24 protein-coding genes are annotated in these 25,411 nt (G+C 46.9%); 14 read left to right on the top strand and 10 right to left on the bottom strand.

The window, feature by feature from the left end:
• The first annotated feature begins 23 nt into the window (after nt 1-23).
• The 4 genes from KNO87_RS03215 (at nt 24) to KNO87_RS03200 (ending at nt 3,338) form a co-directional block, all read left to right on the top strand.
• A complete protein-coding gene (locus tag KNO87_RS03215) occupies nt 24-662 on the top strand; it encodes an SDR family oxidoreductase (RefSeq protein WP_214792497.1) in 639 nt (212 codons plus the stop codon).
• A 112-nt stretch (nt 663-774) separates the two neighbouring features.
• A complete protein-coding gene (locus KNO87_RS03210) occupies nt 775-2,340 on the top strand; it encodes a GGDEF domain-containing protein (protein WP_214792499.1) in 1,566 nt (521 codons plus the stop codon).
• 42 nt (nt 2,341-2,382) lie between these two features.
• Nucleotides 2,383-2,832 (top strand): OsmC family protein, encoded by a 450-nt coding sequence (locus KNO87_RS03205; RefSeq protein WP_214785938.1) that lies wholly within the window; start codon nt 2,383-2,385, stop codon nt 2,830-2,832.
• Between the two features lie 62 nt (nt 2,833-2,894).
• Entirely contained in the window at nt 2,895-3,338 is a 444-nt protein-coding gene (locus KNO87_RS03200) for a GNAT family N-acetyltransferase (protein ID WP_214792501.1), read from the top strand.
• Here KNO87_RS03200 and KNO87_RS03195 read toward each other — a convergent pair.
• Complete coding sequence (locus tag KNO87_RS03195; protein ID WP_214785942.1) at nt 3,335-3,781, bottom strand: DUF4385 domain-containing protein; 447 nt, start codon at nt 3,779-3,781, stop codon at nt 3,335-3,337. The genes KNO87_RS03200 and KNO87_RS03195 overlap by 4 nt on opposite strands.
• A 75-nt stretch (nt 3,782-3,856) precedes the next feature.
• Between KNO87_RS03195 and KNO87_RS03190 the strand changes: the two genes are divergently transcribed.
• The 8 genes from KNO87_RS03190 to manA all read left to right on the top strand — a co-directional run bounded on the left by KNO87_RS03190 (nt 3,857) and on the right by manA (nt 11,361).
• Nucleotides 3,857-4,399, top strand: coding sequence for a GNAT family N-acetyltransferase (locus KNO87_RS03190; protein WP_214792504.1), 543 nt, complete (start codon nt 3,857-3,859; stop codon nt 4,397-4,399).
• Nucleotides 4,400-4,506: 107 nt separating this feature from the next.
• The gene (locus tag KNO87_RS03185; protein ID WP_214792507.1) at nt 4,507-5,484 is read left to right on the top strand and encodes a LacI family DNA-binding transcriptional regulator; all 978 of its coding nucleotides are present in this window, start codon (nt 4,507-4,509) and stop codon (nt 5,482-5,484) included.
• Between the two features lie 3 nt (nt 5,485-5,487).
• On the top strand, nt 5,488-6,372 hold the full coding sequence (gene rbsK, locus KNO87_RS03180; RefSeq protein ID WP_214792510.1) for a ribokinase: 885 nt from the start codon (nt 5,488-5,490) through the stop codon (nt 6,370-6,372).
• A complete protein-coding gene (rbsD, locus tag KNO87_RS03175; protein ID WP_214785950.1) occupies nt 6,372-6,761 on the top strand; it encodes a D-ribose pyranase in 390 nt (129 codons plus the stop codon). The genes rbsK and rbsD overlap by 1 nt, the downstream gene beginning before the upstream one ends.
• Before the next feature lie 11 nt (nt 6,762-6,772).
• A complete protein-coding gene (locus KNO87_RS03170) occupies nt 6,773-8,251 on the top strand; it encodes a sugar ABC transporter ATP-binding protein (protein WP_214785952.1) in 1,479 nt (492 codons plus the stop codon).
• A gap of 1 nt (nt 8,252) precedes the next feature.
• Complete coding sequence (locus tag KNO87_RS03165) at nt 8,253-9,218, top strand: ABC transporter permease subunit (RefSeq protein WP_214694930.1); 966 nt, start codon at nt 8,253-8,255, stop codon at nt 9,216-9,218.
• 22 nt (nt 9,219-9,240) lie between these two features.
• Nucleotides 9,241-10,152 carry a ribose ABC transporter substrate-binding protein RbsB gene (gene rbsB / locus KNO87_RS03160; RefSeq protein WP_214792513.1) on the top strand — a complete coding sequence of 304 codons (912 nt, stop codon included), beginning with the start codon at nt 9,241-9,243 and terminating at the stop codon, nt 10,150-10,152.
• 168 nt (nt 10,153-10,320) lie between these two features.
• The gene (gene manA / locus KNO87_RS03155; protein ID WP_214792516.1) at nt 10,321-11,361 is read left to right on the top strand and encodes a mannose-6-phosphate isomerase, class I; all 1,041 of its coding nucleotides are present in this window, start codon (nt 10,321-10,323) and stop codon (nt 11,359-11,361) included.
• Here manA and KNO87_RS03150 read toward each other — a convergent pair.
• Nucleotides 11,282-12,619 (bottom strand): sugar phosphate nucleotidyltransferase, encoded by a 1,338-nt coding sequence (locus tag KNO87_RS03150; protein ID WP_214792519.1) that lies wholly within the window; start codon nt 12,617-12,619, stop codon nt 11,282-11,284. The two genes, manA and KNO87_RS03150, sit on opposite strands and share 80 nt — an antisense overlap.
• A gap of 43 nt (nt 12,620-12,662) precedes the next feature.
• Here KNO87_RS03150 and KNO87_RS03145 point away from each other — a divergent pair, with 43 nt between their 5' ends.
• On the top strand, nt 12,663-13,265 hold the full coding sequence (locus KNO87_RS03145) for a response regulator (RefSeq protein ID WP_214792522.1): 603 nt from the start codon (nt 12,663-12,665) through the stop codon (nt 13,263-13,265).
• On the opposite strand, the gene KNO87_RS03140 is transcribed toward KNO87_RS03145, so the two are convergent.
• Genes KNO87_RS03140 through KNO87_RS03130 form a run of 3 tightly spaced genes read right to left on the bottom strand, consistent with a single transcriptional unit; the run spans nt 13,219 to nt 16,432 of the window.
• Entirely contained in the window at nt 13,219-14,112 is an 894-nt protein-coding gene (locus tag KNO87_RS03140; RefSeq protein WP_214792525.1) for a glycosyltransferase family 2 protein, read from the bottom strand. The genes KNO87_RS03145 and KNO87_RS03140 overlap by 47 nt on opposite strands.
• Nucleotides 14,109-15,248, bottom strand: coding sequence for a glycosyltransferase family 4 protein (locus tag KNO87_RS03135; RefSeq protein ID WP_214792528.1), 1,140 nt, complete (start codon nt 15,246-15,248; stop codon nt 14,109-14,111). The genes KNO87_RS03140 and KNO87_RS03135 overlap by 4 nt, the downstream gene beginning before the upstream one ends.
• Entirely contained in the window at nt 15,245-16,432 is a 1,188-nt protein-coding gene (locus KNO87_RS03130; protein ID WP_214792531.1) for a lipopolysaccharide biosynthesis protein, read from the bottom strand. Before KNO87_RS03130 ends, KNO87_RS03135 begins: the two co-directional genes overlap by 4 nt.
• Before the next feature lie 46 nt (nt 16,433-16,478).
• On the opposite strand from KNO87_RS03130, the gene KNO87_RS03125 reads away from it, so the two are divergent.
• Complete coding sequence (locus tag KNO87_RS03125; RefSeq protein WP_214792533.1) at nt 16,479-17,636, top strand: glycosyltransferase; 1,158 nt, start codon at nt 16,479-16,481, stop codon at nt 17,634-17,636.
• A 55-nt stretch (nt 17,637-17,691) separates the two neighbouring features.
• On the opposite strand, the gene KNO87_RS03120 is transcribed toward KNO87_RS03125, so the two are convergent.
• From KNO87_RS03120 to KNO87_RS03100, 5 genes are all read right to left on the bottom strand, one after another.
• Nucleotides 17,692-17,985 (bottom strand): hypothetical protein, encoded by a 294-nt coding sequence (locus KNO87_RS03120; RefSeq protein WP_251126538.1) that lies wholly within the window; start codon nt 17,983-17,985, stop codon nt 17,692-17,694.
• Between the two features lie 6 nt (nt 17,986-17,991).
• The gene (locus KNO87_RS03115; protein WP_214792537.1) at nt 17,992-22,407 is read right to left on the bottom strand and encodes an MFS transporter; all 4,416 of its coding nucleotides are present in this window, start codon (nt 22,405-22,407) and stop codon (nt 17,992-17,994) included.
• Nucleotides 22,408-22,546: 139 nt separating this feature from the next.
• Nucleotides 22,547-23,449: a helix-turn-helix domain-containing protein gene (locus KNO87_RS03110; RefSeq protein ID WP_214792541.1), complete on the bottom strand. Its 903-nt coding sequence runs from the start codon at nt 23,447-23,449 to the stop codon at nt 22,547-22,549.
• Between the two features lie 78 nt (nt 23,450-23,527).
• Nucleotides 23,528-24,406 carry a DJ-1/PfpI family protein gene (locus KNO87_RS03105; RefSeq protein ID WP_214792543.1) on the bottom strand — a complete coding sequence of 293 codons (879 nt, stop codon included), beginning with the start codon at nt 24,404-24,406 and terminating at the stop codon, nt 23,528-23,530.
• Nucleotides 24,407-24,422: 16 nt separating this feature from the next.
• Entirely contained in the window at nt 24,423-25,241 is an 819-nt protein-coding gene (locus KNO87_RS03100) for an SDR family oxidoreductase (protein ID WP_214792546.1), read from the bottom strand.
• Nucleotides 25,242-25,411 lie beyond the last annotated feature (170 nt).

The following is a 25,411-nucleotide window of genomic DNA, read 5'->3' as shown; positions in this document are numbered from 1 at the left end:
ATTCATGTTGAGGAGGAAGACAGATGAACGTATTTGTAATCGGTGCAAACGGTCAGATTGGTCACCAATTGGTGGAGAAGTTACACAAGGAAGGAAAGCATCAAGTCACGGCGATGGTACGTAAGGAAGAACAACTCGAGGACTTTAAGTCAAAAGGGTATAATGCGGTACTCGGTGACCTCGAGGGTTCAGTAGAAGATTTGCAAAAGGCGATTGATGGGATGGATGTCATCGTGTTCGCAGCAGGTTCTGGTGGAAGCACTGGGGCAGACAAGACACTTTTGATTGACCTAGATGGTGCGGCGAAGAGTATCGAAGCGGCACAAGCGAATGGGAACATCAAACACTTCGTCATGGTCAGCGCCTTAAAAGCAGAAGATCGCTCGTCTTGGCCAGATTCGATGAAGCCCTACTACGTAGCGAAGCATCACGCAGATCGCTTGCTCGAACAGAGTGGACTCACATACACGATTGTACGTCCTGGTGCTTTGACAGACGATGCAGGAACAGGCAAAGTGAACACGAAATTCGAAGGAAGTGGAGAGATTCCACGCGAAGACGTCGCATCATTCTTGGTGCATGTCCTTCATAACCATTCGAATGCACAGAACAAAGCGATTGATTTGATTAAAGGGGATACCCCAATCGAAGAAACGTTATAAGCGTGTGATATTAGGAACGGGATGTAAATCATCCCGTTTTTTGTCGCTTTAAAGAGGGAAAAGGGTGCAACATAGCGAAATAACCGAATACGAATCAATAAGGAGGTTCTGCATGACCGAGATGTTCATTTATCTGGTGGTTTACTTACTGCCGTCATTTTTGCTCGGCTTTTTAGCACTCGATGTCTTTCAACGAAATCCGAATAAAGTCGAGCATCGGTTGCTGAGCCTGTTTGTATTCGGCTATTCGATGCTTTTCTTGGCGGAATTTGTCCGCCATCTCTCTCCGATCGAGTATAGTCCAGCACTCATCGCGTATTGGTTTGGGAATGCCGGGATTTTCATCTTTATTTTTTCCGTACACTTTATATTAAGTATTACGGGCGTTGGAGCGAAAGCGCCTCGTTGGCTTTATCCATGGGTCGTCTATTTACCGTTGATTCCTGTCATATTGACATACATTCGGCGAGAGAACATCATCAACAGCCAACAATTTGAACAAGTTGGCATTTGGATTTATCCCGAATTCAATTCTTCTTATTTGATTACGTTGACTGTCGGAAACATCTTTCACCTATTGATTATCGGTCTGATCTTTTATGCGCTAAAACGCGCAGAGCGAAGGGAGCACCAACGCGTGTTGCGCATGCTCTTTTGGACTGCAAATGCCGTGTTTGTGTGGGATGTTGTATTTGGCTATTTTCAATTCCGTGGGTTCATCCCACCCTATTCATACATGTATGGCGGGCTCGTTTGGGCGGTGGCCTTGGTCATTGCGATGAATCGTTTGGACTTCTTAACTTCTTACGTGAAACGATACGGCACCCTCTATAATTTGAATCCATCCGCTATTCTATTGATTGATTCGGAAGGCAAGGTAGAGAGTGCGAACCCTGCCGCACGAACGTTATTCCACACGGTACGTGTCGTGAATGAACGCTTCGTCGACTTGTTACCGGAAAAGAAAAAAGCGGAATGGATTGAACATTACAGCCAACACTTCAGGACACGGAAGAAGTTTTTAGAATTTGAAACAAAGATTATGACGAAGTCTGGGCAAGAGCGATATGTCGTCATCGATGGGGACTTTGTCGATATTGATCGAACAATCCATGGGATGATCATCATACGGGATGTACATTCGTTCAAAGAGGCCGAGCAAACGATTCGCTTCTTTGCCTACCATGATCCGCTTACGAAATTGGCAAACCGACGTGCCTTTTATGAATGGGCAGATCACGAGTTGCTTCATGCATCGAGATTATCATTACTCATCATTGATTTGGACGGCTTCAAAGCGGTCAACGATACGTATGGACACCAAATTGGGGACCACTTCCTAACCCATTTAGGTGGGCTATTGGAAATGTCGGCACGAGACGTCGGCTTGGCTTCCCGTGTCGGAGGCGATGAGTTCTACATCTATGTAATCGACTTAACGGAATCCGAAGTGCTTGCGTTTACTCATGAGCTCCAGATGACGTTGAACCGGAACCCTTACAGAACGTCGGATGTGACGATTCCGATTCGGGCAAGTATCGGGGTCAGTCACGCCCCGGACCAAGGGACGGACTTGGATACATTGATTCACAAAGCAGACCAGGCGATGTATCAAATCAAGCAAGGCGGCAAAAATGATTATGCGATTTATGATGAGGCGTTACATGGTCCAAAATAACGGGAACATAGAAATGGTTAATCGTTGAGAGGAGGATGGGATATGTCAGAAAGACCGTTAGTAACGATGCGTGCCGAAGGAGAGGCAGGAGGCGTCAAGACAACTGTACGTGTAGGAGAGCACACCCCTTTTATCGTGGATGAGCCGGAACGGCTTGGTGGAACGAATATGGGACCGAATCCGCTCGAATATCTTCTCGGAGCGCTATCATCTTGTACGACGATCATGATTGCCTATGTCGCCCAAGATTTAAATTTTGATTATGAGGGGGTCCAATTCGTGACGGAAGGGACACTCGATCCACGAGGATTCCAAGGGATGGAAGGCGTCCGAACGTATTTTGAGTCGGTGCAGATGAAAATCGTACTGGACACGACCGAGTCGGATGAGCGAATTGCCGAACTACGAAAAGGCGTCGAGGCACGATGCCCGATTCATAATCTGATGCACGCGGCGGACGTGGAGATGAAGGCAGATTGGACTCGAAAATAAAGATGGGGGAAACCTCATCTTTTTTACATAGTAACCATGAAAAGAGTACGGAGGAAAACCAAGTGAACCACCAACCGATGACGCGTGAATGGGCAAGTCAAATTCAAAAATGGACGTACGCAGCTCCTTATGATTTCTATAATCAATCGCCTTCCGAAGAGGGGATTGACGAGTTGATGACGTATCAGGCGATGGTAGAAGAACACGAGCTGATTGGCTTCTATTGCATCGGCGCCCCGGCCCAAGTTCCGAATTCGGACTACTCGTATTCTTCAGATATGACGGATATCGGATTCGGGATGCGACCCGATTTGACAGGTAAGGGACGCGGACGGTCGTTTGTGACATACGTCATCGAAAGGGCATTGGAACGGGGGAAACCGCTCCGTCTGACCGTTGCTTCTTTCAATGAGCGAGCGATTCATCTATACGAAACGGTCGGCTTTCGTATAATCACATCGTTTGAACGCAATGGTGTCCCGTTCCACGTGATGGTGCGCGATTAACCATACTGTTTTTGATGCGCCTTTTTACGTCGTAAATAATCCTCATCGGCGCGGAGTTGATCCCAATACGTTTTGAAGATACGGGCAGACTCTGCTTTTTCTTCGTCAATTTCGCGCTCGTGGATGTCACCGTCTTCTTTATATTTACGTCCTCCTTTGTAATTGGCGTAACGTCGAGCCCGCGTGTAGCCCATTTGGATGAACTTTCGGGCCATGTCCATTCCGACGAAATCATCGTTCGCGCGATACTGTTCAAACAATTCCATGATCTCTTCAGCGGATTGCTGGGCGATTTCTGGCGTCTTGAATCGCCAATAGGGCAAAATCTCACTTTTATACGGTTCGACGAGTAGCACTCCTTGTTCACCACGACCGACCCGATACAGTTCTGGTTGTTGTCGGAAGTCGATTTCATCAAAATTTAAATCATAATCAAATGGCATGTTCATTCCTCCTCGCCTAACGTTTTCCCATTAGGTTGGGGAAAGAAACAACTTGAAGGAAAAGGATGGGTTTATATGATCAAGATGGAGACAGAGAGGTTGATCTTAAGAGCATTTACGCTAGAAGACGCAGAGGATATGTATCGTTACGCTAAAGACGAACGTGTCGGACCGATGGCCGGCTGGGCGCCACATGAATCCGTTGAAGAGACGAAAGATGTCATTCGACTGTTTATTGAAGAAAAAGACGTATGGGCGATTGTGTTGAAAGAAACCGGGCAAGTGATTGGCAGCATTGGATTACACGACCGAAGACCGGACCCAATGATTCAACATGAGGCCCAACGTGAAATCGGTTATGTACTCAGCCCCGATTATTGGGGGCACGGCTATGTGCCGGAAGCCGTTCAGGCGATGATTCGATTTGGATTCGAAGCGTTAGGACTGGAGCGGATTTGGTGCGGCTATTTCAGCTTCAATGACCAATCGCGACGCGTCGTTGAGAAATGTGGGTTCACTTATGCGTTCACGAAAACGCAAGAATTGACCCGACTCGACGGACGAACGGTAGAATGCCTCGTCTATGTCCAACTCAATCCGACGTTCTCCACACATTGAAGCGCTGTTTCAATGTGTTTTTTCATGAAATGATAAAAACCTCTTGATATGTAACCGGTTACACATTATGATGGTTTTGTAAGCGTTTCCAGAACGGAGGATGACAAATGGCGACCATCAAACAAGTGGCAAAACATGCGAACGTCTCGGTGGCGACCGTATCACGCGTCATGAATAAAAGCGGATACGTAAGCGAAGAGGCGAAAGAAGCAGTTGAAAAGGCGATTGCAGAATTGAATTACGCACCGAACCGAGTCGCTCGTTCGCTCTATAAAAAGTCATCAAATTTGATTGGACTCATCATGCCAGACATCACGAACCCGTTCTTTCCACAACTGGCTCGGGCAATTGAAGATGTCGCCAATCAGCATGGGTATCAAGTCGTCCTGTGCAATACAGACGAACAACTTGAAAAAGAGCAGACGTACTTGGTCGCCTTGCAGACGATGCATGTCGATGGTCTGATCATCACGACGAATCATTCGCACAATCCGAATTACGAGACGTTGGACTTACCGATGGTCGCACTCGACCGGATCGTGAAGGCGGGAATCGACGCCGTCGTATCTGACGGATATGAGGGCGGAAAGTTGGCAGCCGACACGTTGTTAAGACGAGGTGCGACACGACTGGCTCACATTGCTGGACCCGATCATCTCAAGACGGTCAAGCGTCGGACGGAAGGATTTGTCGAAGTAGCAGGAGACAAGCTCGTCGGGATGACCGAGTCCACGTTCACATTCAAAGATGCGTTGAAAGCGTCCCAACAACTGTTCGATCATGCTTGGCCGTTTGACGGCATCTTTGCAGCGAACGATGTGATTGCGGCCGCTGTGCTTCAGGAAGCGGTTCGTCGACACATCCGTGTCCCGGAAGAGCTTCAGGTCATCGGATATGACGGGATTGAATTAGGCGAGATGACGTCTCCACCACTGACGACCATCGTGCAGCCCATCTATGAGATGGGACGAGTGGCGACAGAGCGGTTGCTTGATTTGATTGAGAAAAAAGATACACGACCGAAAGAGATGCTTTTACCGGTCACGTTACTTGAAAGACAAACGACAAAGCGGGAGGAGAGATAAAGAATGAAGCGCATTGTTGTCATTGGCAGTATATCGATGGACCTTGTCGTCACGTCCGACAAACGTCCGCAAGCAGGGGAAACGGTCATCGGCGAGTCGTTTCGTACCGTTCCAGGGGGGAAAGGTGCGAACCAAGCGGTCGCCGCTTCTCGATTAGGCGGTGCTGTGCAGATGGTCGGTTGTGTTGGAAGTGACCCGTTCGGCCAACAGATGATTGAAAACTTTAAACAGCAAGACGTCGATGTCGCACAAGTCCGGATCGTCCCGAACGAAGTGACAGGTACGGCACACATCGTCTTGGCGGAAGCCGATAATTCGATTGTTGTCGTCCAGTCAGCGAACAAACAGGTCATCTTCACGGAGGAAGAATTGGATCAACTTCTTGATGAGCAGTCGTTCGTGCTCTTGCAGCTCGAGATTCCAATCGAAACGGTCAAACAAGTGACCGCTTACTGTAAGGCAAAAGGAATCCCGGTGCTTCTTAATCCGGCACCGTCTCAACCGCTCCCACCGGAAGTGGTTGAAGACGTCACGTACTTGACGCCGAACGAACATGAGTGTCGGGATTTATTTAAGGGATTGTCCGTGGACGAAGTGCTTGAACGATATCCGAACAAGTTACTCGTGACAGAGGGCGTCCGAGGTGTTCGATTCCATGACGGACGAGAAGTGCGACATGTGCCAGCGATTCAAGCGAACGTCATCGACACAACAGGAGCCGGTGACACGTTCAACGGTGCGCTCGCTGTTGCCCTCATCGAACAAAACGAGCTAGAGGCGGCGGTGCGGTTTGCGGTGGTCGCGTCGGGCATGAGCGTCGAAGGGTTTGGTGCCCAAGGCGGAATGCCGACACGGCAAGATGTATTACAACGATTGGAGCGCGTGTGATGAAAAAACAAGGGATTTTAAACAGTCATCTAGCAAAAATCTTTGCCGACCTTGGGCATACAGATCGTGTCGTCATCGCGGATTGCGGATTACCAATTCCCGACGGGGTGAAGCGGGTCGACCTTAGCCTCCGAGTCGGAGAACCGTCATTTCTAGAGGTGCTCGATGTCGTCGAATCGGATTTGGTCGTAGAGCGCATCACGATTGCCGAGGAAATCCTTACAAACAATCCGACGATTGCAACTTCACTGAAAGAAAGATACACCAACGTCGACATGTGCTCGCATGAAGACTTCAAACGAGAAGTAGCAAAAGCAAAAGTCGTCATTCGAACTGGGGAAGCGACACCTTACGCCAACGTCATTTTACATGCAGGGGTCATTTTTTAAGGGGGAATTCGATGCATATTCAGTTGAAAAGCATCCATAAGTCGTTCGGCCCGGTCTCTGTCTTAAAAGGAGTCGATTTCGAATTGTTGCCTGGAGAGATTCATGCGCTCATGGGTGAGAACGGAGCTGGAAAATCGACACTTATGAAAGTGATGACCGGTCTTCATGCTCAAGATGAAGGAGACATCCTCATCGATGGGAAAGTGCGTCAGTTCAAGCACCCAAAAGAAGCTGAGCAAGAAGGGATCGCCTTCATCCACCAGGAACTCAACATTTTGCCGGAGATGACGGTGACCGAAAACCTATTTTTAGGTCGTGAACTGACGGGACCGTTTGGGATGGTCAAACAGCAGGAAATGACTAGACGCGCTCGCGAATATTTGGCAGAACTGAACGTCTTCATGGATGTCGATGAAGTAGCACGCAACTTATCGGTCGGTCAACAACAGATGATTGAAATCGCCAAGGCGCTCATGACGGATGCGAAAGTCATCGTCATGGATGAACCGACGGCCGCCTTAACGGACCGTGAGATTCAGGCACTCTTCGCCGTATCACGGGCACTGCGAGATCAAGGCGTGTCCATCATCTATATCTCTCACCGGATGGAAGAGATTTTTGACTTATGTGACCGAATCACCGTTCTGCGTGACGGACAGTCCATCTCGACCCGGCTGATTCCCGACACTTCCTTTGAGGAAACTGTACGTGACATGGTCGGACGCGAAATCGGTGAACGGTATCCGACACGCACCGCGCAGCTCGGAGATGTCGTGCTCGAAGTAAATGATTTAATAGGTAACCGGTTCCACAATGTATCGTTCAACGTCCGTGCCGGTGAGATCGTCGGATTCTCCGGATTGATGGGAGCAGGACGGACTGAAGTGATGCGAGCCTTATTCGGAGCAGATGCCCATAAAGGTGGAGTTATCAAATTGAACGGACAACCGATTCGGATCAAGACGCCGGCTGACGCCATTAAACACGGAATCGCCTTTTTGACAGAGGACCGAAAAGGGGAGGGCTTGCTCCTCGATTTCTCACTTCGAGAAAACTTGTCGCTCCCGACACTCGATAAACGAGCGAAAGGATCGGTCATCTCCAAACAACAAGAAGCGACGTTCGCGGAAACATACTTACAAAAGCTACGAGTTAAACATCATTCGATGGAACAAAAAGTGAAGTCGTTGTCTGGTGGGAATCAACAGAAGATTGTGCTCGGTAAATGGTTAGGGGTCGAGCCGGACGTCTTGATTTTGGATGAACCGACCCGTGGAGTCGACGTTGGCGCCAAGAAAGAAATTTACAACATCATGAGCGACCTCGCGGAATCGGGAGTTGCCATCATCATGGTTTCCTCCGATTTACCAGAGGTGCTCGGGATGAGTGACCGAATCGTCGTCATGCGGGAGGGCATTGTGACCGGGACGCTCACGAAAGAAGAGGCGACACAAGAAAAAGTGATGACATATGCGACAGGAGGGCAATGATATGGAATTGAAAGCAACGACTGCACTGAAGCGCCCGGGTCGACTTGGATGGGGACAAAAGTTAGGACCACTGTTTGGTCTACTCGTCATCGTCGTCGTCGTGACCGCGCTCGAACCTGGATTTTTATCATTAAATAACATCTTTAACGTACTGCGCCAAGTTTCCATCAATGCCTTGATTGCCTTCGGGATGACGTTTGTCATCTTGACAGGTGGGATTGATTTATCAGTCGGATCGATTTTAGCACTCGCATCCGCATTGGTGGCTGGCATGATGGTGGACGGTCAACATGCGGTCATGGCCGTTGCACTCGGATTGATTGCAGGTGCAGTTCTCGGAGCATTTAACGGGGCTGTCATCACATACGGGAAAGTGGCACCATTCATCGCGACATTGGCCACAATGACGATTTATCGGGGGTTGACGCTCGTCTATACGGACGGAAGACCAATTACCGGTCTCGGGAACTCTGGCTGGTTCGAGATGCTCGGACGCGGCTACTTCTGGATCATCCCAGTGCCTGCATTGACGATGTTACTCGCATTCGGTGTCCTTTATTTCATTTTGAAAAAGACGACATTCGGACGTCATACGTACGCAATCGGTGGGAATGAAGAAGCGGCTAAATTGATGGGGATTGGCGTCAACAAGGTCAAAATCATGATTTATTCGCTATCGGGTATGCTCGCGGCACTCGCTGGCATCATTTTGACGTCACGTCTCAATTCCGCACAACCGACGGCAGGAACGTCATATGAACTTGATGCCATCGCGGCGGTCGTTCTCGGGGGAACGAGTCTTGCGGGTGGTCGCGGCTGGATTGTCGGAACATTGATTGGGGCACTGATCATCGGAACGTTGAACAACGGATTGAACCTTCTCGGCGTATCTTCTTTCTTCCAACTCGTCGTAAAAGGTGCAGTTATATTGTTTGCAGTATTGCTTGATCGTCGACAAAACGCGTAACACGCGAAAGGGGAAACGGAACATGAAAAAATGGACAGCTTGGCTACTTGCACTGACAATGGTACTGATGGCAGCTTGCTCGACTGAACAACCGGGGTCAACGTCTGAGACGGAAACGAAAGATGGGGACTATGAAATCGGACTCTCAATCTCGACGTTAAACAACCCGTTCTTCGTCGCATTGAAAGAAGGGGCAGAAGAACAGGCAAAAGAAATGGATGCGACATTGACGGTAGCGGACGCGCAAAACGATGCCGCGAAACAAGTGAATGACGTCGAAGATATGATTCAAAAAGGAATGGATTTGATTCTCATCAACCCGACAGATTCAGAAGCGGTCGGTGCAGCGGTTCAAGCAGCGAACGACGCCGGTATTCCAGTCATCACGGTGGACCGTAATGCGGAAACAGGTGATGTGGTCGCGCACGTTGCTTCAGACAACGTCGCAGGTGGACAGTTGGCAGGGGATTACATGGTTGAACTCGTAGGCGAAGGTCAAAAAGTCGTCGAGCTCGAAGGGATCCCAGGAGCTTCTGCGACGCGTGACCGTGGACAAGGATTCAACGAAGCGATCGATGGAAAATTGGAAGTCGTGGCAAAACAATCTGCAAACTTTGACCGTGCAGAAGGATTGACGGTCATGGAGAACATTTTGCAAGACAATAAAGACATCGTCGCTGTATTCGCACATAACGATGAAATGGCACTCGGTGCCGTTCAAGCGCTTGAAGCAGCTGGAATGAGTGATGTCAAAGTCATCGGATTCGATGCGACAGACGATGCGGTCAAAGCAGTTGAAGGTGGGACAATGGCAGCGACCATCGCACAAAAACCGGCTGAAATCGGAAAACTCGGTGTAGAAGCGGCCATCAACCACTTGAGTGGTGAAACGGTGGAAGCGAACATTCCGGTAGAACTTGAATTAATTAAATAATCAAGATGAAACCTCACGGTGCCTCGATTTCGGGTAGGGCCTCGTGAGGTTTTTGAATATTCACATATCCCCCTTCATAAATTGGATAGGAACTCCCTTTTTCAGGGTATATCTAGGTAAAATACAGGAAGGGGGAGTCGTTTCTTCTTTTTGAGAAACGCAACACATATGTATAAGCTCAAACCGGTGTTTAAAGAACGTATTTGGGGTGGTCGTCAGCTAGAGACGTTATTTCATCTTTCGTTACCGGAAGGGACAATCGGTGAGTGTTGGGCTGCCTCCGCACATCCAAGCGGAATGACCACTTTTGAAAACGGACCATATGAAGGGCAAACGTTAGCGGATTTATGGGATGCACACCGATTGGAGCTATTCGGTCCGTATCCATTCGCAACGTTCCCCCTACACGTCAAACTACTCGATGCTCGTGCCTATTTATCGGTACAAGTTCATCCGAACGATGAGCAGGCACAACGTCTCGAACAAGAAGAGTTTGGGAAAGAGGAGTGTTGGTACGTGTTAGACGCAGAACCAAATGCCGAGATTATCGTCGGCCACACGTTCCGAACGAAACAAGATGTGTATACATGTGTGCAACAAAAAGAATGGGCGACTCGTCTAAAGACGCAAGCCGTGAAAAAAGGCGACTTTATTTATATTCCGAGTGGAACGGTACACGCTCTCGGTCCAGGTGTCGTATTGCTCGAAATTCAACAGACGAGTGACCGGACGTATCGACTCTATGACTTTGATCGCGTAGACGATACTGGAAATCTTCGTGAACTTCATATTGAAAAAGCCGTGGAAGTGATGAACATTCCGGATCGTCGGACAGATGAACTCGTGCGGACGAATTTGGAAGATGCGTTGACGACCGAATTGATTTCAAAACCATCGTTCACCATCATGAGACACCAAGTGAATGGAACCCCAGCCATTTTAGAACAGTCGGAAACGTTTCGATTGATTTCGGTCGTTTCAGGAGAGGGATTCGTTCAAGGTGAGGACGGTACACAAGCAATCCGCACGGGGGAACATTATTTCGTTCCAAAAGGAAAAGGACCTCACTTGTTTACCGGAAAGGTAGAAATCGTTACAAGTGAAGTCCCTGTTCCAACGACGCATCGCGTCAATACTGTTTATCAAGTGGAGACGGTACAGGACAAGCATCGTCGAGTGTCCAGTCGTTTGAATACTGAACCTCGATGAAGACGACATCTTCATGAGCTTTGAGCGTGTGAGCCGCACCGCGTTGGATTGAGATAACGTCGGTCGGCTTCGCCTCAAACGATTGACCGTCAATCGTCACGGTCGCTGTTCCTTGAAGTAACGTCCAAATCGTATCGGTCGCTTCATGGTAATGATAGCTGAGTTCTTTCCCTGACTGGACGAGCATCCGTCTTGTCACACTATGATGACCGTCCGCGAGTGTCTCGTGATGAATCACTTCTGATTGTCCCCAACGCTTCCATTTGAACTTTGGATAGTCGTCAGAAGAAGCGAGATAATCTTTCAGTTGCGGGGTCGCTTCTTTCGTCGAGACAAGAATCCCGTCTGCGTTGACAGCGACGACGAGGTCTTCGAGCCCGATTCCAATCAACGGGAGGTTCAATTCGTTGATGATATGCGTGTTCGTTGATTCGAACAGATCCACTTGGCCGTGGGTGGTTGACGTCATTTCTTCGGTCAATGTATTCCATGTCCCTAAGTCTTTCCAGTCGCCATCATAGCGGTGTACGAATACAGACTCCGCATGCTCGACGACGGCGTAGTCGAACGAAGTCTTTTCTAAATCATCGTAGCGAGTTGTCAGCTCTGAATAGGTCGTAGGCAAGTTCCGCTCTGCCAGTTCATCAAGTAACAAATGAAGCTTACACGCAAATATCCCACAGTTCCACAATGCACCTTGCTCAATCAGTTGCTCCGCCACGTCGACTGTCGGTTTTTCTTGGAACAAGCGGACGGATGATATTTGAGCGGCTTCATCTGGGACGATGTATCCGTATTTTGACGTCGGGTGAAGGGGCGTGACACCAATCAAATGTAAGGCATCGTCACTCGTCTGTACCGCTTCATCCACTTGAGGGAAATATTCGAAGAAGCGAAGATCGACATAAGCATCGACCGGCATCACGAGTACCGTTTCATCCGGATCGACACGTTGTTCGTTCAAATAACTAGCGCCGAGAACGATGGCAGGGAACGTATCACGACGACTCGGTTCGGTGATGATATTAGCATCGGTCCCGATTTGATAAACGATGGCATCACGTTGAAGCGCGTTTGTTAAAATAAAGGCATCCCGATCTAATTGCATGTCACTTAATTGTGAGAAAACCCGTTCAATCATCGATTGTTTGCTACCTTCACCGTCATCAAGTAATCGAATGAATTGTTTCGAGTTGATATCGTTTGAAAGTGGCCAAAGACGCTTTCCTGATCCACCTGATAGTAAGAGTAGTTTCATTTCGTGACACCCTTTCTCGATTAAAATTTCGGAGGTACACAACATGGCAAATTACTTACTTGTCGAACCGCACGAGCATACGCGAAAGACATTGGCTCGTCTGTTGATGAAAGAAGGAGAACTTATTTTTGAAGCGACGGAAGCGACGGAAGCGATTAAAATTTTAGAATCAAGCGACATCGACGTCGTCATCACTGAATTAAGGCTACCCCATACGGACGGGGTCGAACTGTTATCCTACGTGAAGAAAAAGTTCCCACTCATTCATCAAATCGTATTGACTGACTATACGCACACCCACACGTTGATTGCGGCCGTCAATTATGGAAACGTCAAGCGAATCATGACGAAACCAATGAAGATTGACGAGTATGTGATTCGCGTCATAAAGGATGTCGGTCAACAAGCCGTCAATATGAAGACGAATAAGTATCGAGTCGCGGACATGTTGACGGAGTTTCTAGATGATCTTGGAAATGCGTATTGTTTGTTTTATGAGAGCGGAGACTTGATCAGCTCTGAAAAACTCGTTGTCCCGTTCGAGTCCGAGGAGACGAACGAATTGAAACGTCTCGTCATCCCGACTCAATACGGAGAATTTATTTTGTATCAGTCACGGGATCGTTCTTCCCGAACTTGTGGGTAAAGAGTTGCGATACCCCAATCATCGTTAATCGTACGTACATGTAGGCGACTCCTAGTGTTAACACGGGATGTCGTCTATATTTTTTGAGATTGGACGGATGGTAGAGCACTGGTCTGAAGAAATACCAGCGGGCGAGCGCCTTCCGGAAGCCACCTTCCTCTGTCTCGAGCGTTTGCGGCATCACTTGGAAATAATAACGCTTCTTCTCGAGCAGATTTTGTAATGTCACTTCTTTTTCATTGTGCTTCACTGAAGTGAAGGTGGCGCGTCGGATCACGCCACCTTGTTGAATGTATCGGATTGTCGGTTGCGTCTCTTCAAAACTGATTTGAGCGGGATTGATGCCGCCCGATGCCTCGTACGCTTCCATCCGCCAAAAGCGTGCCGCCTCGATGGAGCGGTCGTCAATCCGTTCCTCAGGGATTTGGAACAGATTTCGTTCGAATACCTTCACTTTAGAGAAAAAGTTGGTGTAAGTGCTATAAGCCTCTTCTGGGATGACGAGCGCTCCGACATCTTCATGATGTTGAAGGTAAAGCAGGCAACTCGTTAATAATCCTTCAGTCAACACCATATCCGAGTCAATGACATATAAGACGTCAACGTTTCGTTCACGGAGTTGGCCGATTGCCTCTTTACGAGCGATTCCACGCTCACCGTGAGGAAGTGATAGGATGATGAAACGGTCATCGTCTGCCGTCAATTCCCGCATGACGTCGACCGTTCGATCGGTCGAGCCGTCATCCGCAATCACACAAACAAAATCGGCCGTTTGCTGTTGGATGGACTGAATCGTTTCTCGAATGATTTCCTCGTTACAATACGTAGACATCGCGATTCCAATCATGATGTTCTCCCTTCCTGAATCAAGATTCCTAACTTTTGATTCAACCATTGTTCAAATGCCGCACCGGTGCGACTCCATTGCAGTGTTTTTGAGAATGCATGGGCATCGTGTCTAACTGTTTCATAGTGATTTTGGTCATTCATACAGCGTCGCATCTCAAGTGCGAGCGCCTCCGCTGTTTGTGCCATCGTCATATAACCGAGCTTTCCATACTGAACGGCATCTCGAAGTCCAGGAGCATCGTACACAATGGTCGGTGTTCCAACGGCAGCGGCCTCACTGACGGTCAAGCCCCAACCTTCGCGACGAGACGGGAAAAGAAGGGCTGTCGCTCGACTCATGCGTTCAAGCTTCTCTTCTTCACTGACAAATCCGAAATAATGGATATCCGATCGTACCTCCTCAGGTGTGATCGGATCGAGTTGTTCGGCGATGTACGCCTCGTTCTTCTTCCCGATAATCCATAGTTGCGCAGTCGGGAAGTCGCGTTTGATGGAGACGAACGCCTTGACGGCATCGTTGATTCCTTTATACGCGGACATGCGCCCAACGTATAAAAACGTAGGATGTTCTTCTTTTGCAAGCCATTCTTCTTCTGGCCACGGTGTGAAGTTGAGCCCTTCCGGCAAAATCGTGATGTGTGACTCGGGAATTCCGACGGCGACCAAGTCATTTGCCGTCGACTGACTGACGGTCAAGACATCGCTTTGCCGATAGAGGCGCAGGCGACTCGTTTCTGTCCATGCTCCCACCCATGAAACGGGAGGCGGTAGGTTGATACGCCAAATTTCACGCGTCAATTGGTGGATGAAGAGAATACGTTTATGTGCCGGCACATAAAATGGCGTGAAGTAATGATGTGTGTTCATTTGGTCGAGGACGAGGTCGATTTCCTCTTCGTGCGCTTTGTAGTAGCGCCGTGCCTCTAAGATGCTCGTGATGTCTGTACCCGATCGAATATAACGAACGCCATCAATCCATTCTTCGTCCTCGCGTCCCTCAATATGAGGGGATAGGTGGATGATGTTGTAACGAGGAGCTACGTAAGATAGCATCTCATGCGTGAATACTTCTGCTCCTCCTGCTTTCGGATGTTTGATATCTCGCCAAGATAGACATAATAAAGTGGGTTTCATGACGATTCCTCCTTAAATTGTTGGCGTCGCTCAGAATGGAAGCGGAGACGAAGAAGCAGTGATCCTCCGAGTAAGACGACCGCTTGCGCCAAGAGCCAAATCTCCATCGACTGACGGAATAGGAATAAGGCGATGAGAAAGACGAAAAGTAGTGCCCAATACCATCGCAAGTATCGCTTGTTCCGCAATATAAATTGCAACATCGCCTCGTACTGAACGATGATGATGCCGATATAGGTGAAAATCATATAACGTACGAAATACCCTGCCTCGTCGTATCCTTGCCCAAAGAAGATTGGTACGACCGATGGGATAATCAAGAAATACAACACCGTAATGATGCCAAGGGCTACTAATAACAAGCGGAATACGATGCGTTCGAATGATAGGAACGAATCTGTTTCGGCTGCTCGACTCAGTCGTGGTAAGAGTACTTGGAAAATCGAGAGACAGACGAACAAGACGAGCTGACTAAAGCGTAGACTGACGGAGTAATCTCCGACTAACGATGGGAAGAACAAGGTGACGAGTAAACTATCGACCGAGAAGAAGAGCGTCATGACAATTTGCACATGAATGAGTTGGAACAAGCCATGAAACTGCTTGTCACCAGCCGTTTCTGGGAAATGCGTTTGCCAGATGCTAAGCCCATATGTGAGAATCATGCCAATCAAAATCCCAATCAAGGCGAGTGTAATATCAAGCTGTTCGAGAAAGATCCATGTGACGCCCACTTTCACAATCGCTTCGACGTAATAGGAAAGAGTGAGGGCATAAAACCGCTCATTCGCTTGTAAGACACCACGTCGGAATGACACGAGAATATGGAAAAATACTGTAACTGCAAGTAAAAAGAGGTTAATCCTAGATAAAGGAAGAATATATGGGATAAGTATGAAGAGTACACTGGATAAACCCATTGCGACGAGCAGGATGATCCGTTCGATATACCGATAGTCGGTCGCAATTTGTTGTCCCAAGTTTCGAGTAACGATCCATTGGACGGCGCTACCGATAATGAGTAGTAATCCGAGAAGAGCGAGATAGGCATTTAAGAGACCGTAGTCTTGACTCGTCAAACCACGGGCTAAAAAGAAGTGATAGGAATAGTTAATAATATTCAATAAGGCATCAAGGACGGGAAAAATGAGTAAAATCGAATAACGACTCATAACAGCTTTCATATCAACCACCTCTTTCAATTCGTCAATCCTTAAGGAGGACCATGTGATGGATAAAGGTAAAGTAGTGATTTTTACAGATCGACAACGAAACATTCCGTACGCTTCGTCTATCCCGCACTATGAGCTTATGATTTCTGAATCGAATCCATCTTCTGAACCAAAGATTTCACCAGAAATTCGTGCAATGAAAGATCATATTAAAGTATATGTGATTGATTATGTTGATTATGAAACCGGATTAGCGATCGCTGCGGCGCTGCGTACCTATCATCCCCAGTCATCGATTTTATGGGTTGATGACGTTATTCGACATAGAGGAAACTTCCCCTTCAATCAATTGTTAGGGAATGGGATATTTAGAATATTCTATTATAGAGAAGAGTATGCAGATGAACTGTTAGCCGAAATTCAAAATGTTATTCATCCAGAATATGCTGTGAAAAAAGGGACTGTAGCCTTTATATTACCAATTTTCAATGAAGAGAAACGGTTTTCACATATTCATGCTTTTTTGACATCCCTTACCAAAATGATTGAACGAAATTACTTACATGGGTCGATTTATTTTGTAGATGATGCCTCTTCCGATCAATCGAAACACTTGTTACAGGAGTATCGGGATATCGTCATGAATGCGACGGACACGTTGTTCAAAATTGATTATTTGAAGATGTATGAGTTGAAGCAGAATACGAAAAAAGCAGGTCTCTTTATCGAGGGAATGACGCATATCTCGAGCGAATATTATGTGTTCGTCGATGCGGACAATTCGTTCAAAGTCGATGACATCGCTCAACTATTGAGCATCGCAGAAAATGATTATTATGATATCGTCATCGGCACGAAAGATTTGACGATTGAAGATCGGAGTCTCGTCCGAAAATTCGTCAGTTTCGCAAAACGAACGATTACAAAACCGTTCCTACCAAAAGGGGTGTCGGACTCACAGACGGGTCTCAAAATCATTAATCGCCGGGCGATTCCGCGGTTACTTCCTTATTTGAGCGCAACGAGCGGGTTCGCCATCGATTTGGAGATGATGTATGCCGCCAAAAAAGAACGCCTTCGTGTCTATCAACAACCAGTGACCTGTATCGAACGGGAGGGGTCTCACGTCGATCTCGTGAAAGATTCCATCGCATTTTTGAAGACGATGGCACTTCTTTTACGCCGACAGCGGGCCGTCAGTCGAGCCAGACGATAACATCACATCACGTACAAAGCCCGCGTCTCTTATTGGACGTGGGCTTTGTTTGTACTCATTTGTGTGTAATCGATTCGGCAATCGAAGAATCTGTCTCGGCATAGTCGATCGTGATGACGTCTCCGACGTGCAGTGCATCAAGGTGATTCTTTTTGCCGTCAACAATCGTCGAAGACGTGAGTATCACCTCTTGTAGCGCATACTGTTCTTCAGGGTCTTGGTCGGACGGAGCAATCAATAGTGTGTATCCTTCCCGGTCTTCAATCACACTTTTTTCATCATCAATCGTACAAGCACTAAGAATCATCATACAGCCTATCAACGTCGTGAGCGCTAGAGTCCGAATCATCATGCGTCATCCTTTCTTGAATCGATGTCGCATCCGACGAAGGAACGGCTCTTCTTGTCGCGCGTTCCAATAGAAGAGGAACGAAAGCGGTGTGGCGAGTAACAGGAGAATCATACCTGCGAAGTACACGAGACGTAAGACAGCGTTCACCTGTACGTCACTTTCAGAAGACATGTACAGTTGTGTCACGCCGTTCAATGCGACTTCACCACGCTGCGCCCCCCCATCTGTCAAGAGTTCAAACAGCGGGGAGGGGGAGTCGTTTAACGTGAAGCGACCGAGCGAATCCTCGTGAGAGACCGTCCGTTTCATGACGCTTCGTGTCACATCGAGGGATTCTGCTTCTGTATTTGCGAGTAGTGGACGTTCCGTCACTTCTTCGACGGTCACTTGATCGGTCAGGAGAAGGTAATCGTAGCGGACGACATTCAAGTTTTTCATCTCGAGTCTCCCGGCATTTTCAATATTTCCTCTTGCCCAAATATGAAGCTGCATCGAGGCGGTTCCTTCTGGCGGAATCAAAATCTGTTCATAGTGGTTCCATGTCGATTTACGATATTCTTCCACTTCGCTGATAAAGTCAGTCCCAATCACGCGACGTTCCTCGTCGAGATAGTACATCTTCACGTGACGATTTCGAATCTGTTCGCTTCGTGCGTCAAAAGCAACCAAATATTCTCGGTCTGGGAGTGCTTCGATTTGTTCCGATGCGAAGATGTACCAGTCACAAGAACAAGTCGGTTCGTAGGATGCGATAAACGTATCGTCTTCTACTGTCGATTCGAACATATCGTCTGTAATAGACACACAAGTCGCACACGTGGCGGCAGCCTCGGGTGTCGCAAGTGGTTCAGTCACCACAATCTCGTTCGGGTCGAACTTTCGTAAATCCTCCAGCTCGATTCGTGACGGCACGCGACTTTCCACAGCTAGTTCGAGCGTGTACGATCCCGGTTCCATCTCAAATGTATTCGGTGTCCAACGTTTCATAGTCGGGTGGACGCCGTCGAGTTCCTGAAGTTTGTACGGGAAATCACGACGCAAGGAATCATATGTGACCGTCTTCGACCCGATCTCGGTTTTTACATCAGGCAGTTGCCGCATCGCTGTGACATCGATTGTTTCTTCTTGGACGACATCTTCGTCCTGAAGGAGACGCAAGCGGACCGTCCCATCTGTCGACACAGGCGGTGTCAGATTGATATGGAATCGATAATTACCGGGTTCTGCCACATCAATCGTACGAGACAATGTGCCGGACGTGAGTGAGACACCTTTCCCGAAACTGAGCGACGGATAGTTACGCTCGGATTGGATTGTGCCGCTATAATCAAAGTCTTGTTCTCCTTCGAGCACCATGAACGTATTCGTTGGCGCTAGTACGTTTTCGAGAGATTGCTGTAAAGATGTCCATTCGTCTTCGGGCAAGAAGACGATATTTTGAATCGCGTTAAAACCGACTGTATTCTCAACGGTGATGGTCGTCTCTTCCGTACCGACATCATGTATCCCGAGCGGTACCCATTCAAGACGTGCGCCCGTTTGCCGAGTCGTTTCGACGATTTGCTTGTCATCGTTGATGGTGACATCAAGCTGTCCGCCACTCTGATTCATCAAGACACGAGCGAATCCGATATAGCGACCCGGCGGTGTCTCTTTTGTGATGGAGAACGTATTCGGGACCATATGCGACTCGAAGCTCTCGATTTGTACATCGTGAATCCACCAATACGTCTTTCGTTCTGGTTTTTGATAACTCAATAAGTCGATGCGCATCGTCTCGGCCGCTCGTGGTGTCACGTATTCCCCGCGAAGGTGAATCCCGTCTAAATTTCCGGAATCTCTTGGTGCCACGACGTAGGTTTGGTCGATTTCTTCTCCGGACGCGTCAAAGAAGCGAACTTTGACGTGCAAGCGGTCGACGCCTCGACCTGATGCGACAATATCGAACCGATACGCGTTATTCGGGAGTGCCGGCAACAGACCGGACTTCGCGACTTGCCAAATATAGTTCGGGTCTCCTTTTGCGACCTCCGCTTGTAGAAGTGGTAAATCGTTCGTCGAAGACAATGGATTTGGGGACAGGTCGACGATATCCGGATTATCCGCTTTAAAAAACGTCTCATCCTCAAGCATCGAATTGAATGAAGCGACTTGCTTTGTCGGTAAGTCGTCGAGCTCGTACGGTGGGGCATCGATGCGGGCAGAAGCGAAAGATAATCCGACGCCGTCTCCGAAATCAAGGTCGAACGCAGGGTCTTTCACGCCTTGCGTCTGTTGATACCAACGCCAGTCACTGTTCGCGAAAAGAGTCTTGCCCCACGTGAGAAACGGGTTGGCGGAATCAATCGCTTCGAACGGCTTCCAGTAATAGTCGTCCGGAACCTGGCTGAGGAGCATATCTTTTTGCTCAATCATCTCAATCGTGTCACCTGGACGAATCCACTCAAAGTCGTCGCTATGTCGCTGTGTCGTGAATAGAATCGATTGCTTCCCTTGCTCATATCCAGGCAGTGTTCCATATGTGATGGATCGATCGATTCCGTAAGGCGTCACGATGAGCTGGGGCACGGTCCGGTCGGTGAGCGGGGCGACGACATCGAATAAGGTGAACAGTCCGACTTGTTTTGTCCGGAGTAAGTCACGTTGTGAGGCAAGCATCTCTAAGTTGAACTGTTGACGTTCCTCCATCCCTAAATATTCATCTCGATACGCGAACTGGTTGACACCGAACACTTTGATTAAGTTGCTCGCCTCGTCTGAACGTCCTGTGTCGAGGAGATACTGAAGGAGCGAAAACAGATAGCGAATCGCAGGCGTCGATCCTTCGTGATGGAAAACCGTGTTTTCGAGAGAACTATACACATGGAAGTCCCCAGTCGGTTTGACCGACTCACCGAGTGCGGGGTTTTGATTCCATCTCGGTGTCGCAACGCCGGTGATCGGCTGCGTCATCTCATCGGCAACAGGGAACTGAAGCCATTTCCCTTCGACCTCATCTTGGACGGTCGCATATTCTTCAGGCACATTGACAGGCTTATAAAATCCTTCCATATAGACGGTACGATACGGATGAATAAAGAGTGTCAATGCGACAAAGCTGCCGATGAAAAGGATGCCGCGATAGAGCGGTCGGGGAATTGCCTTGGACTGTCTGGCATCGACAATTCCAATCCCAAGTGCGAGCAGTAGACTGTAACTGACAATCAACAGCCCGACAAGTTTATTTGGGTCACGGAACATCGGACCAATCAACGGTGTGTACGTGACGAGCGCGACGAATGCAGTTGCTACCCATTCATATGTCCCGGTCGCAAAGATGATCAGACCGACACCGAGTAAGCCGAAGAACAAGTGAATCGGTCGTTTATAGCTACCGAGAAAACCGATTGCGATGAAGAAGAGCAAGACACCACCCGCTACCCAAAACGTCAACGGTAGTGTATGCAAGTCAAACATCGGCCACCAGTAACTGATTGTATAGAGTACGTTCTCGATGGACGAGTTGCGACTGAACAACATCAACGTCTCGGTGACGTTAATATTATGTTGGGATGCCTGTGCTCCGAATAGAATGGAACCGACATACATAAAGAACCAGTAGCCGTTGAACAAGATGAACACGAATCCGACTGCCGTGATGAGTCGGACATAGTAGAAAATATAAGATTTGAACGGCAACGTCTTCCGTTCGGTCCAAAGCGTTTTGAGCACGATGAGCCCGAGCATGATCCCCATATAAATGGCTGAGAAGAAAAAGTAATGAATCCCGGCCGACATGAACATGAACGTCACAGACAATCCGATGGCATCAATCCAGATTCTTGGGGAGAGTCGTTTGTCGAACGAGAAGTCTGGATCCAACTGACGGCGGAATTTCGGGTCGAACAAGTTGAAGAAGAGTAGGAGTGCGAACGGGAATAACGCATACCCGCATAAAAGGTAAATGTGTTGGATACGTGTGATGATCCATGGGTTCAACGCATAAAATAAACCGGCGAGCGTGAATGTCATGAGCGTCATCAATTGAAAATGTTTCGTGATATAAATCGAATGGAGTCGTTTGACGAGCGCATACATGCTGAGCGCCGACATAACAAGCAACGATAAAATGAATGATTTGATCAAAAACGGTCCAGATGCACCAAACAATAGACTCAGTCCATAAAGAGGCGCGATAAAGACGAGTCGAGGAACGTTCAACAATGTCGTCGTGCTCCATCGCTCATTCCAGGCACCAAAAATCTCTTCGATATAACGGTCAGACGATAGACCGAAAGCAATATCGCTAAAGACGACCATTCCCGGGGAAAACAGCGGGTACGCATAGACGAATATGCATAACATCATAATCGTCAATGCGATGAGATCGTAACGGTACGTATGCAGACCGTTTCGTAGAGTGGATAAGATGCGTTGCAAGCCCGATCTGCCTCCTTTCATAACGTATGTCATCTATTTCGCCAAACGTCGGACTATCCCTGTCTAATCAAAAAAGAGACAGCCGATTCCGACTATCTCTTTACGACATGGAGTTAATAGATTGATGAAAACTCTTCCATCAAATTGAACGATATTGAGAAGGGGTCATTCCTGTTTTGTTTTTAAAGAGTTTACTGAAGTACTGCGGATATTCAAAACCTAGTGTGTAGGCAATTTCACTAACAGAATGTGACGTACTAAGAAGCTCGTTTTTGGCTCTATCGATTAACATATAATGAATATGTTCTTGTGCACTTTTCCCTGTTTCTTGCTTCAACATATCAGACAGGTAATCAGGGGACATCCCTATTTTATCAGCACATTGTTTTACAGTTGGAAGACCTAGATCGCTAGCTTTCCCGGAATCAAACCAATCTATGAGGTGAGCTTCAAACATTGATACAAGATCACTATTGTGAGCTGTCCTAGTAATAAATTGTCGACTATAAAATCTTTGGGAATAATTGAACAGTAGCTCTAGCTGTGACACAATGACTTCTTTCGTGAATACATCAATATTACTTGAATATTCTTCTCGAATTTGGTCAACTAATGCACTGATGATACTTTTTTCTTTTTCGGATAAATGGAGAGCTTCATGAACATTGTAGTGGAAAAAGGTATACTCAGACATTTTTTTTGCTAGTTTACTGTGACGTATCAGTTCTGGATGAAAGATCAACGCCCATCCGGAAGAGGTTGTATCATCAGTACTACTCATAGCTTGGTTGGGTCCGACGAACATCATTGACCCTTCACTAAAATCGTAAGTGTTTCTGCCATATTTCAACTGTCCGCAAGGGAAATCTTTTACACTTACCATATAAAAATCAAAAACTGCTAGTCCATCATTCTTTTCATTTGCACCTTCTTGAGGTTGAACATCCTCCCAATTGAAAATACTAATATGAGGATGTTTAGGCGGAGCTAGTCCAAGAAGCTTATGCATTTTACTTATTGATTCGATCCTAACAGTATTCATAATCATTCTCCTGATATGATTTATTTTTTCTTAAAATTCAATTCAAACGATTTTTAACATGGAGACTACCCATATTTATTATTGTGCCAGTTCCTTTAGTAAAGTATCAGCTACTAATTTTCCAAGTTGATCACATGCTCTAGGACTATCCCCGGAGTAGAGTTTTCGATCAACATGTACTGCGCCTTCAACTTTTTTATTAATAAAACTCAAACCTTGTTCAGAAAGTTTTTCACCTTGATACCAAGGTAGTTTTCCAGGCAAATATCCTAATGAAGGTGATTGTCTGTCAACACTGTCTGGGAAAATAGCCATCTTATAACCTCTGTATGGGTGAGGATCACTCGTATTTACTGATGCAGCCAAGAGTGCAGCCGGACCGTGGCAAACAGTGACCATATAACGGTCAGATTGATGAATCCAACGTATGAGTTTCCCAACATGTTCATTCGTTGGTAAACCAACCATCGAACCATGACCACCCGGTAAAAAGAGCGCTACATAGGGGGAGTCATCATTTAAGTCTCCGCGACCAACCATATCTTGAAGTGAGAGTGGTTGATCAAATTTCGAATTCTTTTCTCTCATAAATGCGAGAACTGCATGATCTTTTCGTGGGATCGACCATTGTTCTAGAACTGCCGATGAACCTGTTGGCGTCACTACATCAAAATCAAATCCTGCATTCGTTAAATGCATCAATGGAACCGCAGTCTCTTGAACGTTATTTCCAGTAGAAAATAAAGAACCGTTTTCCATCTTGAAGTAGCGTTCTTCCGTACAGAGCACTAATATTTTTTTATTCCCTTTGTATTTCCCGGCAACACGTTTGTTATGCGTGTAGCCACTTTTTTTATCCACACCTAACAGTATTCCGAGTGGTGAAGGAATAAATCCTCGACCATTTTTTTCTTTAGTTGGGGCAATTCCTAGCGCTTTCTTTACAACTGTTGCCATTGCGACTCCTCCTTGATTATAAACCGTATGATTTTCTCATATACTCTACAAATTGCTCATCTGTTTCACTTGAGTATCGATTTCCCAATGTTGCTCTCGCATCATTTCCGGATATATAGCGCAACTGGTCGCTACCATCTGTTGCTGCTTCCCAAATAACATCCGCTACCTCTTGAGGGTTTTGGTTTCTAGAAGTATCCATATTGGACATTGCTTCTATGAATGACTCTACAAGTGGTTGATATTCCTCTAGACTTTCATCATTTGAAAAAACAAAAGATCTTCCGCTAAAATCTGTATTCACTCCACCTGGTTCAATGAGTTTGACCCGAACACCAAAAAGGCGTACTTCAAAATGTAATGCCTCGGAAAGTCCCTCGACAGCCCATTTTGAACCATGGTATAGAGAACCAAAAGGGAATGCCATTCGTCCTCCGATGGATGATACGTTTACTATTGTTCCATCTTTGTGTTCTCGCATGATAGGTAGTACTTCTTTAATGACTTCAGCTAATCCAAATAGATTTACATCAAATTGTCTTCTTAATACATCCATCGGTGTAGCCTCTAGAGGACCATAAGCGCCATAACCTGCGTTGTTAATCAAAACATCTATTTTTCCAAAATGTTCTACTGTTTCTTTAACTGCACGCTTAATTGATTCTGAATCAAGTAAGTCAAGCTTTGTGACAAGAACACCATCTCCTTCAAGGTCGGTGCCATCTTGTGTGTTTCTCATTGTAGCCACTACATTCCAACCTTCAGCCTTGAAACGCTTCGCCGTCGCCTTCCCAATACCACTTGACGCACCTGTAATGAAAACTATTTTTTTCATATAAATCCTCCTTTTAAAAGTCCTATAACATTTCTTTTTATAAAATATTTTCAAAATGACATTTATTTATTCATATTATAATTTAGAAAAAAGTATGGCGTCTTATACGAATCTGATGAACTTCAATACAAATCCAGAATTTCAAATGATTTTCTGTACAACAAAAAGAC

It is taken from the genome of Exiguobacterium sp. s34, from assembly GCF_018617435.1.
Lineage (GTDB): Bacteria > Bacillota > Bacilli > Exiguobacteriales > Exiguobacteriaceae > Exiguobacterium > Exiguobacterium aestuarii.
This window is presented reverse-complemented; position numbering and strand designations above follow the sequence as displayed.